Origin of the sequence: Actinomadura kijaniata NBRC 14229 (assembly GCF_001552175.1) — a bacterium.
Taxonomy (GTDB): Bacteria; Actinomycetota; Actinomycetes; order Streptosporangiales; family Streptosporangiaceae; genus Spirillospora; species Spirillospora kijaniata.
Genome location: NZ_BCQR01000235.1, coordinates 1 through 14,417 on the forward strand (window position 1 = coordinate 1; position 14,417 = coordinate 14,417).

A 14,417-nucleotide genomic window follows, 5' to 3' on the forward strand; every position below is an offset into this window, starting at 1 on the left:
GTCGCGGGCGCCTGCTGCGCGGGCGCCGCGGCGGCCTGCGCCACCGTCGGCTGCTGCTGGGCCTGGGCCGGCTGCGCGGGCAGCGGCGTCGGCGCGGTCGTCTCGCTGCGGCCGATCCGGCTGGGGATCGGGTTCACCGGCGCGGCCTGCGGGGCAGGCGCCGGGGTGGTCGGACGAGCCGGCGGCGGGACCCGCTTGATCTCGGGCTCCGCGGCCGGCTTGTTAGGGCGGATCTCATCGAACCCCGCGGCGATCACGGTGACCCGGACCTCGTCGCCCAGCGCGTCGTCGATGACGGCGCCGAAGATGATGTTGGCGTCCGGCGCGGCGGCGTTGGACACCAGCTGCGCGGCCTCGTTGATCTCGAACAGACCGAGGTCGGAGCCGCCGGAGATGGACAGCAGCACGCCGTGGGCGCCGTCGATGCTGGCCTCCAGCAGCGGGCTGGAGATCGCCATCTCGGCGGCGGCGACGCTGCGGTCGTCGCCGCGCGCCGAGCCGATGCCCATCAGCGCCGAGCCCGCCCCGGACATGACCGACTTCACGTCGGCGAAGTCCAGGTTGATCAGGCCCGGGGTGGTGATCAGGTCGGTGATGCCCTGGACACCGGACAGCAGCACCTGGTCGGCGGCCTTGAACGCGTCCAGCACGCTGACCTGCCGGTCGGAGATCGACAGCAGCCGGTCGTTGGGGATCACGATGAGGGTGTCGACCTCGTCGCGCAGGGTCTCGATGCCCGCCTCGGCCTGCATGGCGCGCCGCTTGCCCTCGAAGCTGAAGGGGCGGGTGACCACGCCGATGGTGAGGGCGCCCAGCGACCGGGCGATGTTCGCCACGACCGGCGCGCCGCCGGTGCCGGTGCCGCCGCCCTCTCCCGCGGTGACGAAGACCATGTCGGCCCCCTTGAGGACCTCCTCGATCTCCTCGCGGTGGTCCTCGGCGGCCTTGCGGCCCACGTCGGGGTTGGCCCCCGCGCCCAGGCCGCGGGTGAGTTCGCGCCCCACGTCCAGTTTGACGTCGGCGTCACTCATCAGCAGCGCCTGGGCGTCCGTGTTGATCGCGATGAACTCGACGCCCTTGAGTCCCTCCTCGATCATCCGGTTGACGGCGTTGACGCCGCCGCCGCCGATTCCGACGACCTTGATGACCGCGAGGTAATTCTGCGGTGCTGCCACGACGAGGGGCCTTTCCGCTCGCTCTATCGACCGGCCGGTCCGGCTGTCGCCGGGCCGCCGCGGTGTTCCTGACCTGATGTGTTCCGGATCGGGTCCGGGGCGGCCGGTGGGCCGTTCCCAAACCCTCACCCTCAACTTGAGGCTTACAGTTATGTCAACCTGAGGACTGATACGGACAGTAGGGCGGGCTTACGGCCAGGGTCAACTAACCCCCCGCCAACTGAACCGGCGTGTCGCGGTGAGCACCGGTTTCCACCGGTTGGCGAAGGACGTCGCACGGCGCGGTTTCCGCCCGCCCAACGCCGGTCGCGATGCCCGCCACGACGGTGATCCGCGCCCCCAGGAGCGCGAACCCACCGCCCAAGGGTGCCCCATCGGGCCGCCGGAAGCGCCGCGACACACGCACCAGCCCCCACTCACCGAACGCATCCGTTCCGACGCTCCTCGTATCCGGTCCCCGATGTCCGACACGGCATCCGAAACCCGCTTCTCCCCGGATGGGCCGCCGGGGGGTGACGCGTCTCACTGGGTGGTGACGACCTCGGGCGAGCTGACGTCGATCGAGCGGGCCGTGCGCCCGGCGGGGGTCCGCCGCAGCCCGTCCAGCAGCCTGACCTTCTCCTCGGTGCGGTCGGCGCCGCCCCACACGACGGTCGGGCCGCCGGCCAGGCGCAGCGTCACCGTGGCGGGCGAGTCCGCCGTCACCTCGGCCACCTGCCGTTTCAGCCGGTCGGGCAGGCCGTGCAGGACGCCCAGCGCGGCGAGGGTGACCCGGTCGGAGGGGCCCGGCGCGGCCACCACCAGCGTCGGCAGCCGGGGCGGCCGGGCCGCGCTGTCGGCGACCGCCACCCCGTGCCGGTCGAACTGGTGGTAGCGGCCGGACCGGGCGACCACCGCGACCGGCACCCGTTCCCGCACCGCGATCCGCACGGTGGCGGGCCAGCGCCGCTTCACCCGCACCGACTCGACCTCCCGCAGCCGCGCCACGCGGTCGCGGACCTCGCCGGTGTCCAGCCGGGCCATCGGCAACCCGAGCCGGATCCCGGCGGCCGCCACCACGCGGTCGCGCGGGGCCAGGGACGTCCCGGTGACCTCGACGCTGCGCACCACCAGCAGCCTCGATCCGAGCACCACCCAGACGGCGGCGCCGAGCAGGGCCACCACCGCCAGCGTGACCAACGCCACCTTCCATCGGCCGGGTCCCCGCCCGCGCGGGGCGGGTTCCTCCGGTCGCCGCGCGTCCCGGTCCGGTGAGGGTCTGGTGGTGCTCATGTCTCCCAAGGATGGACGGAAACGGGCCGCGGGGCGCGGAGGCCCGCGCCCGTGTCAGCCGGGTATCAGGCGAGCCGGTCCAGGACCAGCGGGCCGAGCCGGGTCACGTCGCCCGCGCCCAGCGTGATGACCACGTCGCCGGGACGGGCCAGGCCCGCCGCCGTGGCGGCGACCTCGTCCCAGACCGGCGCGTAGACGCGTTCGGTGCCCTCGGGCACCGCATCGACGATCAGCTCGCCGGTGACGCCGGGCTCGGGGTCCTCGCGGGCGCCGTAGACGTCCATCACCACCGCGACGTCGGCGAGGCCGAGGGCCTGCCCGAACTCGGCGGCGAAGAAGCGGGTGCGGCTGTACAGGTGCGGCTGGAACACCGCCACGATCCGGCCGTCCTCGCCCTTCTCCCGCAGGTAGTCGCGGGTGGCCTCCAGGTCGGCGGTGACCTCGGTGGGGTGGTGGGCGTAGGAGTCGAACACCTCGACCCCGCCCGCCTCGCCCTTGCGCTCCAGCCGGCGCATCGCCCCGCCGAACGCCGCCAGCCCCTCCCGCACCGCGTCCTCGTCGAGGCCGAGGGCCCGGGCGACGGCGACGACGGCGGTGGCGTTGAGGGAGTTGTGGCGGCCGGGCACGCCCAGCCGGACCGTCCCGACGCCCTCGATCGTGAACTCCGAGCCCAGGCCGCGCGGGGTGAACCCGGTCACCCGCAGGTCCGCGCCCTCGGCCGCGCCGTAGGTGAGCACCCGCAGGCCGCGCGCGCGGGCGCGGTCGGCCAGCTCCAGCGCGACCGGGTCGTCGGCCCCGGCGACCAGCGTGCCGCCGGGCTCGATCCGGTCCACGAACCGGGCGAAGTTCTCCTTCACCAGCTCGAAGCCGCCGTAGTTGTCCAGGTGGTCGGCCTCGACGTTGGTGACGATCGCGATGTGCGGGGTGTACATCAGGAACGAGCCGTCGCTCTCGTCGGCCTCGGCCACGAACACGTCCCCGGTGCCCTCGTCGGCGCCCAGCCCGGTCGTGACGAGCTGCCCGCCGATGCAGTACGACGGGTCGGCCCCGGCGTGCTGGAGCGCCACCGTCAGCATCGAGGTGGTCGTGGTCTTGCCGTGCGTCCCGGCGACCGCGACCGCCCGCCGCCCGGCCATCAGCGAGGCCAGGGCGGCGGAGCGGTGCAGCACCCGCAGCCCGCGCTCGCGGGCCGCGACCAGCTCGGGATTGGTGTCGCGGATGGCGGTGGACACCACCACGGTGTCGGCGTCGCCCAGATGGGCGGCGTCGTGCCCGACGAAGACCTTCGCGCCCAGCGCGGCGAGCTGGCCCAGCAGCTCCGAGTCGCGGGCGTCGCTGCCGGACACCGCGACGCCGCGCTTGAGCATCACACGGGCGATGCCGGACATGCCGGCACCGCCGATCGCGATGAAGTGGACCCGGCCCAGCTTCTCCGCCGGCACGACCTCACCAGGGCTGATCAGACTCATCGGGTGGTTCTCGTTCCCCTCGTCCCCGCGCGTTCCGTCCCCGGCCACCGGGGCTACTGCCGGTGGCCCTCCGAACGGACCACTTCGTACACCATCTGCGCGAGCGCCACGTCGGCGTCGCGGCGACCCATCCGCCCCGCGGCCTCCGACATCTGCGCCACGCGCCCCGGGTCGGCCAGCACCGGAAGCAGGTTCCGGGCGATCCACTCGGCGCTCATCTCGGCGTTGTCGACCAGCATCCCGCCGCCCGCGGCCACGATCGGCTCGGCGTTCAGGCGCTGCTCGCCGTTGCCGATCGGCAGCGGCACGTACACCGCGGGCAGGCCCACGGCGGTCAGCTCGGCGCAGGTCATCGCGCCGGCCCGGCACATCGCCATGTCCGCGGCCGCGTAGGCCAGGTCCATCCGGTCACAGTACGGGATCGTCACGTACTGCGGGCCGCCGGGCGGCGCGGGCTCGGGGGTCTCGGTGTTCTTGGGGCCCACGATGTGCAGCACCTGGATCCCGGCCTGCCGGAACCACGGCGCGGCCTGCACGGCGGCCTGGTTGAGGGACCGGGCGCCCTGCGACCCACCGAAGATCAGCAGGGTGGGCAGGTCGGGCAGCAGCCCGAAGTAGGAGCGGGCCTTGTCGCCCATCGCCAGCCGGTCCAGCGTGGCGATCTCGCGGCGCAGCGGGATGCCGACGAACCGGGCGTTCGGCAGCGGCGAGTCGTGATGCGACACCGCCACGTGGTCGGTGAACCGCGCGCCGAGCTTGTTGGCCAGCCCCGGCTTGGGGTTGGCCTCGTGCACGATGATCGGCACCTTGCGCTTGCGGGCGGCCAGGTAGCCGGGCGTGGCGACGTAGCCGCCGAAGCCCACCAGGACGTCGGCGCCGAACTGGTCGAGGATGTTGGCGGCGGTGTTGATCGCCCCGCGCAGCCGGCCCGGCACCGTCAGAAGCTGGGGGGTGAGCGTGCGGGGCAGCGGAACCGGCGGGATCAGCGCCAGCTCGTAGCCGCGCTGCGGGACCAGCCGGGTCTCCAGGCCGCGCTCGGTTCCCAGGCACACGATCCCCGTGTTCGGGTCGTGCCGGCGCAGCGCGTCGGCCAGGGCCAGGGCGGGCTCGATGTGTCCGGCGGTGCCGCCGCCGGCCAGGACAACCCTCATGCTCTGTGACAACTCCTCAGCATGGTCGGTGGTGGGGGATCGGCTCGGTCCGTGTGGGCCGGTCGGTCCGGCGGGAGGTCAGCGCCGGGCCAGGCCCAGCCAGCTTAGAGCCCGGGACACCGGTCCGGGGCCGCGGGCGGCCAGCGCCTGGCGCGCGCCGGGCTCGCGTTTGGCGAACGCCAGCAGCATGCCGAGCGCCACCAGGGTCGGGATCAGCGCCGACCCGCCGTAGGACACCAGCGGCAGCGGGATCCCTGTGATGGGGAACACGCCGATCACCGCCCCGATGTTGACGATCGCCTGGACCACCAGCCACGCGGTGGCGCCCGCCGCCGCCAGCCGGGTGAAGGGGTCCCTCACCCGGCGGGCGATCCGCAGGCCCGCGTACGCCAGCAGCCCGAACAGCCCGAGTACCACGAGCGTACCGACCAGCCCGAACTCCTCCCCGATGATGGCGAAGATGAAGTCCGTCTCGGCGTGCGGCAGGAAGTCCCATTTGGCGCGTCCCTCCCCCAGCCCGGTGCCGACCAGGCCGCCGGAGGCGATCGCGTACAGCCCCTGCGTGCCCTGGTAGTTGTGCGTGAGCTGGTTCTGGGTGGGGTCCAGGAAGCCGGTCAGGCGCTGCATCCGGTAGGGCTCGACGACGATGAGGATCGCCACCAGCAACGACACCAGCCCGGCGATGCCGACGAACAGGCGGCCGGGCGCGCCCACCACCCACAGCAGCGCCAGGAAGATCGTCAGCAGGACCAGGGTGGTGCCCAGGTCGTTGCCCAGCATCACCAGCAGCACCAGCACGCCCGCGACGGGCATCAGCGGCATCAGCAGCGGGCGCCACTCGGTGAGCATCCCGGACTTCTCCCGGCGGGCCAGGATGTCGGCGCCCCACAGCATCAGCGCGAGCTTGGCGGGCTCGGACGGCTGGATGAGGATCGGCCCGAACGCGATCCAGCGGGTCGCGCCGTTGGCGGTGTGGCCGATGAACAGCACCAGCACCAGCGCCGCCACCGACAGCAGCAGGATCGGGTAGGCCAGGGTGCGGAACGTCCGCACCGGCAGCCGGGAGGCCCCCCACATCATCGGCAGCCCGAGCACCATCCACATGGCCTGCTTCTGGAGCAGCGTGTACGCCGACCCGGTCTCCTGCAACTGCTTGACCAGCGACGCCGACAGCACCATGGTCAGGCCGAGCGCCAGCAGCATCACGGTGCAGCCCAGCACCAGGTAGTAGGAGGTCAGCGGGCGGTCCAGCAGGCCGACGGCCGCGGCGACCTGCTCGCGCGGCCGGGACCGGCGGGCGGGCTCCTGCTCGGCGGGGATCGCGCTCATGACGTTCAGTCCCCGCCGGGCGTCACCGCGGCCAGCCGCCGCACCGCCGCGGCGAACGCGTCGCCGCGGGCCCCGTAGCTGGTGAACATGTCCCAGGACGCCCCGGCGGGCGCGAGCAGGACGGTGTCGCCGGGCTGGGCGAGCCCGGCTGCCTCGGTCACGACTCGGTCCATCGCCCCAGTGTCGGTGTCGGCGACGTCCACGACCGGGACATCGGGGGCGTGTCGCGCGAGTGCCTCGGCGATCCGCGCCCGGTCCCGGCCCAGCAGCACCACCCCGCGCAGCCGGTCGGCCGCCGACCGCACCAGGTCGTCGACGTCGGCGCCCTTGAGCAGGCCGCCCGCGATCCACACCGCCGACCGGCACGCCGCCAGCGAGGACGCGGCGGCGTGCGGGTTGGTGGCCTTGGAGTCGTCGACGTAGTCCACGCCGCCGACGGTGGCGACGTGGCTGATGCGGTGCGGGTCGGGCACGAACGCCCGCAGCCCCTCGCGCACCGCCTCCGGCGGCACGCCGAAGGCGCGGGCCAGGGCGGCGGCGGCCAGGGCGTTGGCGACGTTGTGCGGCGCGAACGGCCGCACGTCCGACAGCTGCGCGAGCTCGGCGGCGCTGGTGCGCGGGTCGTCCACGAACGCCCGGTCCACCAGCAGGTCCTCCACGACGCCGAGCTGGCCGGACGCGGGGACGTCCAGGGTGAACCCCGTGCACCCGGCGGGGCCGAGCGCGGCGGCGGGCGGGTCGTCGGCGTTGACGACCGCGACCGTGCCCGGCGCGAAGATCTTGGCCTTGGCGGCGGCGTAGGCGTCGAACGAGCCGTGCCAGTCCAGGTGGTCGGGGGCCACGTTCAGCACGGCCGCCGCGTGCGGTCGCACGCTGGAGGACCAGTGGAGCTGGTAGCTGGACAGCTCGACGGCGAACACGTCGTAGGTCTTGTCGAGGACCGCCTCGACGATGGGCGTCCCGACGTTCCCGACGGCCAGCGGGGCGTGCCCGGCGGCCTTCAGGATCTCGGTGAGCATCCGCACGGCGGTGGTCTTGCCGTTGGTGCCGGTCAACGCCAGCCACGGCGCGGGCTCGCCGGTGGGGCCGGGGCCCCGCAGCCGCCAGGCCAGCTCGACCTCGCTGAAGAACTCGATCCCGGCGGCGGCAGCGGCGGCGGGCAGCGGCGCGTCGGGCCGCCAGCCCGGCGACGCCACCACCAGGTCCGCGCCCTCGGGCAGGGTCTCGCCGTCGCCGAGCCGCACGGCGATCCCGAGGGCCTCCAGCTCGGCGGCGTGCGCGCGCTCGCCGTCGCCGTCGCGGGACTCCACGACGGTGACGCGGGCGCCCCACTCGGCCAGCACCCGCGCGGCGGCGCGGCCCGACAGGCCGATCCCCGCCACGCAGACGTGCCTTCCGGCCCAGTCGCCGGTCTCGGTCGGCCCGGTCACTTCTTCGGCATCCATTCCAGGTAGAACAGGCCCAGGCCGATCGCGGTGAACAGCGCCGACATCAGCCAGAACCGCACGACGATGGTGGTCTCGGCCCAGCCCGACAGCTCGAAGTGGTGCTGGAGGGGGGCCATCTTGAACACCCGCTTGCCGGTCAGCTTGAACCCGCCGACCTGGATGATCACCGACAGGGTGATCATGACGATCAGGCCGCACAGGATGGCCAGCAGGAACTGGGTCCGGGTGAGGATGGCCAGGCCGACCAGCACGCCGCCCAGGGCCAGCGAGCCGGTGTCGCCCATGAAGACCTTGGCGGGCGGGGCGTTCCACCACAGGAAGCCGAACACGCCGCCCAGCACCGCCGCCGCGACGACCGCGAGGTCGAGGGGGTCGCGGACGCTGTAGCAGTTGGGGGCCAGCGCGAAGTCGTAGCAGGAGTTGCGCAGCTGCCAGTTGCCGATGATCACGTAGGCGGCCAGCACCATGCCCGCCGGTCCGGCGGCCAGGCCGTCCAGTCCGTCGGTGAGGTTCACGCCGTTGGACATCGCCGCGATCAGCAGCAGCGCCCAGATCACGAACAGGTACGGGCCGATGGAGGGCCCGAAGTCGCGCAGGAACGACAGGTGCGGCGAGGCCGGGGTGATGTCGTAGCCGTTGGGGAAGTTCAGCGACGCCACCGCGAAGATGACGCCGACCAGGACGATCCCGATCATCTTGGCGCCCGAGCGCAGGCCCAGCGAGCGCTGCTTGAACACCTTGATGTAGTCGTCGACGAAGCCGACCAGGCCGAGGCCCGACATCAGGAACAGCACCAGCAGGCCCGACACCGTGGGGGCGGTGCCGGTGAACAGGTGCGCCGCCGCGTAGCCCAGCAGCGACCCGACGATGAACACGGTGCCGCCCATGGTGGGGGTGCCGCGCTTGTTGAGGTGGGCCTCGGGGCCCTCCTCGCGGATCATCTGGCCGTAGCCGAGCCGGTTGACGATCCGGATCCAGATCGGGGTGCCGACCATGCCGATGATCAGGGCGATCCCGGCCGCGATGATGATGTTGGTCATGCCAGCAGCCCCTCGGCGATCCGTTCCAGGCCGGCGACTCGGGAGCCCTTCACCAGTACGACGTCCCGCGGCCGCAGCCGCTCCCTCAGCGCGGTCAGCGCCGCGCCGACGTCATCCACTCGCACGCTCTCTCCCGTCCATGACGCCACCTGTTCGGCTCCTTCGGCCATCGCGGCGGCGGCGTCGCCGACCGTGATCAGGGTCGCGACGCCGCTGCGCGCGACATGCTGCCCGATCTTGGCATGTTCCGCCACAGAATCCGCACCCAGCTCGGCCATCTCGCCCAGCACGGCGAACGCGCGGCGGCCGCGCGCCATGTGCGTCAGGGTGTCGACCGCCGCCCGCACGGAGTCGGGGTTGGCGTTGTAGGCGTCGTTGACGACCGTGACGCCGTCGGGCCGGTCGGTGACCTCCATGCGCCACCGGCTGGCCGGCACGGCCCGCGACAGCGCCGCGGCGACGGCCGTGACGGGCAGCCCGGCGGCGCGGGCGGCGGCCGCGGCCGCCAGGGCGTTGGCGACGGCGTGCCCGCCGACCAGACGCAGCCCGACCGGCGCGCTCCCCTCCGGGGTGACCAGCGTGAAGCGGGCGCGGCCGAACTCGTCCATGCCCTCGTCCTCGGCCCGTACGGTCGCCTCCGGGGAGCGGCCGAACATGACGACCTCCCCGGCGGTGCGGTCCGCCATGGCCCGCACCAGGGGGTCGTCGGCGTTGAGGACCGCGGTGCCGCCCGGCGGGACGGCCTCGACCAGCTCGCCCTTGGCCTTGGCGATGGCCTCCCGGCCGCCGAACTCGCCGACGTGGGCGGTGCCGACGTTCAGCACCACGCCGATCCCCGGCCGCGCGATGCCGGTGAGGTAGGCGATGTGCCCGATGCCGCGGGCGCCCATCTCCAGCACCAGGAAACGGGTGGCGGCGTCGGCGCGCAGCACCGTCAGCGGCAGGCCGATCTCGTTGTTGAACGACCCGGCCGGCGCGACGGTCGGCCCGGCGTCCCGCAGCACCTGCGCGATCAGGTCCTTGGTGGAGGTCTTGCCGGCCGAGCCGGTCACGCCGATCACGGTCGCCTCCGGCAGCCGCGCCAGCACGCCCCGGGCCAGCGCGCCCAGGGCCCTGCGCACGTCCGGCACGACCACGCACGGCCCGTCGACGGGCCGTTCGGCCAGCACCGCGGCGGCCCCGGCGGCCAGCGCGGCGGCGGCGTAGTCGTGGCCGTCGACGCGCTCGCCGCGGAAGGCGGCGAACAGCGCGCCGGGCTCGACGGCGCGCGAGTCGATGACGACCGGACCGGTGACCTCGGCCCCGGGCCGGCCGCCGTGCACGGTCCCTGCGGTGATCTCCGCGATCGCCGACAGCGGAAGTGGGATCACGCCTGCGTCCCGTCCCCTCTCGTGGGGGCCAGCGCGGTCCGGCGCAGCGCTTCGCGGACGACCTCGCGGTCGTCGAACGCGAAGACCTCACCGGCCACGTACTGCCCCTGCTCGTGACCCTTGCCCGCGACGACGATCACGTCGCCGCGCCGGGCCCGGCCGACGGCCAGCTCGATCGCGGCGGCACGGTCGGGTTCGACCACGACGTGCGCCCGCTGCGCCCGCGGCACCTTGAGCCCGCCCTCGACCATAGCGGTGAGGATGGCCAGGGGGTCTTCGGACCGGGGGTTGTCGTTGGTGAAATACGCCATGTCGGCCAGCCGCGCGGCGATCTCGCCCATCAGCGGGCGCTTGGCGCGGTCGCGGTCGCCGCCGCAGCCCAGCACGATGGCCAGGCGGCCCTCGGTGACCGGGCGCAGGGTGTTCAGCACGGCCTCGACCGCGCCGGGCTTGTGGGCGTAGTCGACCAGCACGACGAAGTCCTGGCCCTCGTCCACGCGCTCCAGGCGGCCCGGGACGCCCGTCATGGTGCCCACGCCCTGCACGGCGGTCTGCAGCGGGATCCCGGCCTCCACTAGCGCCACGATCGCGCCGAGGGCGTTGGCGACGTTGAACGGGCCGGGAAGCTGCACCGACGCGTCGGCCTCGACGCCGCCGGGGCCCACCACGCGGAACACGCTGCCGTCGGACCCGAGCCGCACGTCCTGGGCGCGCCAGTCGGCCTCGGGGTCGCCCTCGGCGGAGAACGTGGTGACCGGGACCGTCGCGATCCGCGTCAGCTCGCGGCCCCACCGGTCGTCGATGTTGATGACGCCGGTGCTGGTGTACTCGGGGGTGAACAGCTTCGCCTTGGCGGCGAAGTAGTCCTCCATGGTCGGGTGGTAGTCCAGGTGGTCCTGGGACAGGTTCGTGAAAATGGAGACCTCGTAGCGGGCGCCGCCGACCCGGCCCTGCGCCAGGGCGTGGCTGGACACCTCCATGGCCGCCGCGCCGACGCCCTGCTCGCGCATCATCGCGAACAGCGCGTGCAGGTCGGTGGACTCGGGCGTGGTCAGGGCGCTGGGCACCCGGCGGTCCTTGATCCGCATCTCGACGGTGCCGACCACGCCGGTCTCCACGCCCGCGCCGCGCAGCCCTGCCTCCAGCAGGTACACGCTGGTGGTCTTGCCGCTGGTGCCGGTCACGCCGATCAGCGTCACGTCGGTGGCGGGCTCGCCGTACACCCAGGCGGCGGCGCGGCCGAGGACGGCGCGGACGTCCGGCACGACCAGCACCGGCAGGCCCGCGGCGGCGGCGCGCTCCCGGCCCTCCTCGTCGGTCAGGACCGCCGCCGCGCCCGCCGCGGCGGCCTGCCCGGCGAACTGGGCGCCGTGGGCGCGGGCGCCGGGCAGCGCCGCGTAGACGTCGCCGGGCAGCACCGCCCGCGAGTCGTGGGTGATGCCCGTCACCTCCGTCGGACCGGGGTCGCCTTGGGCGCCGAGCAGGGTGGCGAGGTCGGACAGCGGCCTGGCCGAGGTGGAAGTCGGGCGCATGGCGTTTCTTTCGGTGCGGACGGATGGGGTCTGGCGGGACATCGGTGCTGAACTCACGGCGAGAGAGGGTACTGGTTACGGTCAGTCTCGGGCGTAGATCTTGACTTTCGGCGGCTTGCTCCCGGTCGGCGGGATCTTGCGGTTCGCCAACGCGTACGTCATCACGTCCTTGAACACGGGAGCGGCGACGTCACCGCCGTAGTACCCGCCCTCGCGCGGGTCCTGCAACACCACCTGGACGACCAGTTGCGGGTCGTCGGCGGGCGCGAACCCGGTGAACGACGAGGTGTACCGGCCCTCGTGGTACAGGCCGGTGCGCGGGTTGACCATCTGGGCGGTGCCGGTCTTGCCCGCGACGCGGTAGCCCTCGATGCGCGCCTTGGGCGCGGTGCCCTCCCGGCCGGTGGCGCCCTCCAGCATGTCGCGCAGCTCCTTGGCGGTCTCGCCGCTGATGACGCGCTTGCTCTGCGGCGCCGGGGCGGGCGTGAACGTGCCGTTCTCGTCGGTGGTCCCGGCGAGCAGGGTCGGCGCGACGCGGACGCCGCCGTTGGCGATGGTGGCGTAGACGCTGGCCATCTGCAGGGCGTTGACCGACAGGGTCTGCCCGAACGCGATCGGGTAGCGGTCGGTGCCCCACCACTTGTCCGGCGGCTTGAGCTGCCCGGCGGTCTCGCCCGGCAGCCCGATGCCGGTCTTGCTGCCGAAGCCGAACTCGCGCAGGTAGTGGTAGAGCGTCTCCTTGGGGATCCGCTCGCTGGCCATGATCGTGCCGACGTTGCTGGACTTGGCCAGCACCCCGGCGAACGTCAGGTCCTCGGGCGCGTGGTCGTGCGAGTCGCGGAACTCCCGGTCGTACTTGCGGATGCGGTCCCGGACGTGGAAGACGGTGTCGCGGGTGACGCCGCCCTTCTCCATGACGGCGGCGGCCGTGACGACCTTGCCGGTGCTGCCCGGCTCGTACGCCTCCTGCACGACCGGGCTGCCCCAGGTGGCGCGCGGGTACTTGCCGTAGTTGTTGGGGTCGAAGCCGGGCGCGGACGCCATCGCCAGGAGCTGGCCGTTGCGCGGGTCCATCACGACCACGCTGCCGCTGCGCGCGCCGGTCTCGCGCACCTTCCTCTCGATCGCCTCCTGCGCGCGGAACTGCAGGTCGCGCAGGAGCGTCAGGCGCAGGTCGCGGCCGGGCACCGGCGGCTTCTTCTGGCTCTCGCCCATCGGGATGTGCTGCCCCTCGGGGCTGATCTCCACCCGCTGCCAGCCGTCGCGGCCCGCCAGCATGGAGTTCATCGAGTACTCCAGGCCGGCGGCGCCCTGTCCGGAACCGTTCACGAACCCTATGACGCCCGCCGCGAGCGACGCGTTGGGATACTCGCGCCGGTATTCGGGCAGCGTGCCGATGCCCAGGAACTTCAGCGAGGTCACCACGCGCGCCTGGTCGGGCGGGACGCCGTGCGCCAGGTACTGGAACCGGGTGTTGGGCCGGCTGATCACCTTCATGATCTGCGCCGGGTCCTGGCCGAGGATCGGCGCCAGGGCGCTCGCGATCTGCTGCCGCTTCTCCGGCTTGATGATGTAGGGGTCGGCGAAGATGCCGCGCGCCTCCACCGTCATGGCCAGGGAGTTGCCCTGGGCGTCGGTGATGTCGCCGCGCCCGGCGGGCAGCGTGATGTCCTGGAGCCGCTGCCGCAGCGCCAGCTCGGTGTACTTGCCCGACTCGATCGTCTGGAGCTGGACCAGGCGGCCCGCGAACAGCGACAGCACGAACGCCACCGCCAGCAGCCCGACGTTGAGCCGCTTGAGCGGGTCGCGGCGCACGAACGGCATCTTCGGCCGGGGGCGCCGCTTCGGCCCGCGGGGCGGCTCGGGGCGGGTGCGGCGCCCGTCGGGGCGGGTCGGGGCCGTGCGGGGGTCGCGGGCCCCGGTCCTGCCCCCGGTCGCGGGCGCGCCCTTGGCCCCGTTCCCGTTACGGGCCGGTCGCCGGGCGGTCGAGCCGCCCGGCGACCGGGGAGGGTTGCCCGTATGACGCCCGGACGCGCGCGCCGCGCCCGGGCTGCTCTTGTCGTCCCGGCCCACCGTCCCGCGGGACCCCCGTCTCTGGGGGCCGCGGCCGGGCGGACCGGCCGGACGCTTGGTCACGTCGCCCCCCGGCCGGTCCCGGAACCGATGCGAGTCCTCACGGGCGGGCGGCCTCCGTTCCCCGTCCGGGGGCCGACGGCACGCCGTCGCCGGGCACCACCGCGCCGGGGATGCCCACCACGCCCGCCGCGCCCGCCGCCGCGGCGGCCGCGTGCGGGACCTGCCGCATCGAGCGGCTGTCGGTCGGGCGGCCGTTGTAGTCGACGAACAGCAGCGACTCGGGCCGCTTCATGCCGAGGGCCTCGGCCTTGCGGGCGAGGTTCTCGGGCGACTCCTCGCGGGCGATGTCGCTCTGGTACGCCTGGCGCTGCTGCTCCAGCAGCTTGGTGCTGCGCTGGAGCTGGGTCATGCTGATGGCGTCCTCGGCCAGCACCGTGTTGAGCAGCAGCAGGCTCACCAGCGCGCCGCCGAGCAGCCCGCACACCAGCAGCACGAACGGCGCGCGCGGCGGCGCGGCCGGGCGCGCGGCGGGCCGGGCGGGCCCGGCCTTGCGGG

At 73.8% G+C, this 14,417-nt stretch carries 11 protein-coding genes; all 11 read right to left on the minus strand.

What is annotated here, in order from left to right; translation table 11 throughout:
- On the minus strand, nt 1-1,175 hold a 1,175-nt coding region (gene ftsZ / locus AKI01S_RS45180; RefSeq protein ID WP_067832421.1), incomplete at its 3' end, for a cell division protein FtsZ.
- Between the two features lie 522 nt (nt 1,176-1,697).
- Nucleotides 1,698-2,447, minus strand: coding sequence for a cell division protein FtsQ/DivIB (locus AKI01S_RS45185; protein ID WP_067832423.1), 750 nt, complete (start codon nt 2,445-2,447; stop codon nt 1,698-1,700).
- Between the two features lie 65 nt (nt 2,448-2,512).
- Nucleotides 2,513-3,916: a UDP-N-acetylmuramate--L-alanine ligase gene (gene murC / locus AKI01S_RS45190; RefSeq protein WP_067832440.1), complete on the minus strand. Its 1,404-nt coding sequence runs from the start codon at nt 3,914-3,916 to the stop codon at nt 2,513-2,515.
- Nucleotides 3,917-3,969: 53 nt separating this feature from the next.
- Entirely contained in the window at nt 3,970-5,067 is a 1,098-nt protein-coding gene (murG, locus tag AKI01S_RS45195; RefSeq protein WP_067832425.1) for an undecaprenyldiphospho-muramoylpentapeptide beta-N-acetylglucosaminyltransferase, read from the minus strand.
- 78 nt (nt 5,068-5,145) lie between these two features.
- Nucleotides 5,146-6,396, minus strand: a complete 1,251-nt coding sequence (gene ftsW, locus AKI01S_RS45200; protein WP_067832427.1) for a putative lipid II flippase FtsW — start codon at nt 6,394-6,396, stop codon at nt 5,146-5,148.
- A gap of 5 nt (nt 6,397-6,401) precedes the next feature.
- Nucleotides 6,402-7,841 carry a UDP-N-acetylmuramoyl-L-alanine--D-glutamate ligase gene (murD, locus tag AKI01S_RS45205; protein ID WP_067832429.1) on the minus strand — a complete coding sequence of 480 codons (1,440 nt, stop codon included), beginning with the start codon at nt 7,839-7,841 and terminating at the stop codon, nt 6,402-6,404.
- Complete coding sequence (mraY, locus tag AKI01S_RS45210) at nt 7,823-8,884, minus strand: phospho-N-acetylmuramoyl-pentapeptide-transferase (protein WP_067832431.1); 1,062 nt, start codon at nt 8,882-8,884, stop codon at nt 7,823-7,825. The genes murD and mraY overlap by 19 nt, the downstream gene beginning before the upstream one ends.
- Nucleotides 8,881-10,254: a UDP-N-acetylmuramoyl-tripeptide--D-alanyl-D-alanine ligase gene (locus AKI01S_RS45215; RefSeq protein ID WP_067832433.1), complete on the minus strand. Its 1,374-nt coding sequence runs from the start codon at nt 10,252-10,254 to the stop codon at nt 8,881-8,883. The genes mraY and AKI01S_RS45215 overlap by 4 nt, the downstream gene beginning before the upstream one ends.
- Nucleotides 10,251-11,786, minus strand: a complete 1,536-nt coding sequence (locus AKI01S_RS45220; protein ID WP_067832434.1) for a UDP-N-acetylmuramoyl-L-alanyl-D-glutamate--2,6-diaminopimelate ligase — start codon at nt 11,784-11,786, stop codon at nt 10,251-10,253. The genes AKI01S_RS45215 and AKI01S_RS45220 overlap by 4 nt, the downstream gene beginning before the upstream one ends.
- Before the next feature lie 81 nt (nt 11,787-11,867).
- Entirely contained in the window at nt 11,868-13,610 is a 1,743-nt protein-coding gene (locus AKI01S_RS45225; protein ID WP_245682055.1) for a peptidoglycan D,D-transpeptidase FtsI family protein, read from the minus strand.
- A 349-nt stretch (nt 13,611-13,959) separates the two neighbouring features.
- On the minus strand, nt 13,960-14,417 hold a 458-nt coding region (gene ftsL / locus AKI01S_RS52255), incomplete at its 5' end, for a cell division protein FtsL (protein WP_067832438.1).

What these genes read in the sequence shown, in the direction of transcription:
- murC (WP_067832440.1), bottom strand. Translation starts at nt 3,916, where the DNA reads ATGAGTCTGATCAGCCCTGGTGAGGTCGTGCCGGCGGAGAAGCTGGGC.
- AKI01S_RS45225 (WP_245682055.1), bottom strand. Translation starts at nt 13,610, where the DNA reads ATGCCGTTCGTGCGCCGCGACCCGCTCAAGCGGCTCAACGTCGGGCTG.
- murD (WP_067832429.1), bottom strand. Translation starts at nt 7,841, where the DNA reads ATGGATGCCGAAGAAGTGACCGGGCCGACCGAGACCGGCGACTGGGCC.
- murG (WP_067832425.1), bottom strand. Translation starts at nt 5,067, where the DNA reads ATGAGGGTTGTCCTGGCCGGCGGCGGCACCGCCGGACACATCGAGCCC.
- mraY (WP_067832431.1), bottom strand. Translation starts at nt 8,884, where the DNA reads ATGACCAACATCATCATCGCGGCCGGGATCGCCCTGATCATCGGCATG.
- AKI01S_RS45185 (WP_067832423.1), bottom strand. Translation starts at nt 2,447, where the DNA reads ATGAGCACCACCAGACCCTCACCGGACCGGGACGCGCGGCGACCGGAG.
- ftsW (WP_067832427.1), bottom strand. Translation starts at nt 6,396, where the DNA reads ATGAGCGCGATCCCCGCCGAGCAGGAGCCCGCCCGCCGGTCCCGGCCG.
- AKI01S_RS45220 (WP_067832434.1), bottom strand. Translation starts at nt 11,786, where the DNA reads ATGCGCCCGACTTCCACCTCGGCCAGGCCGCTGTCCGACCTCGCCACC.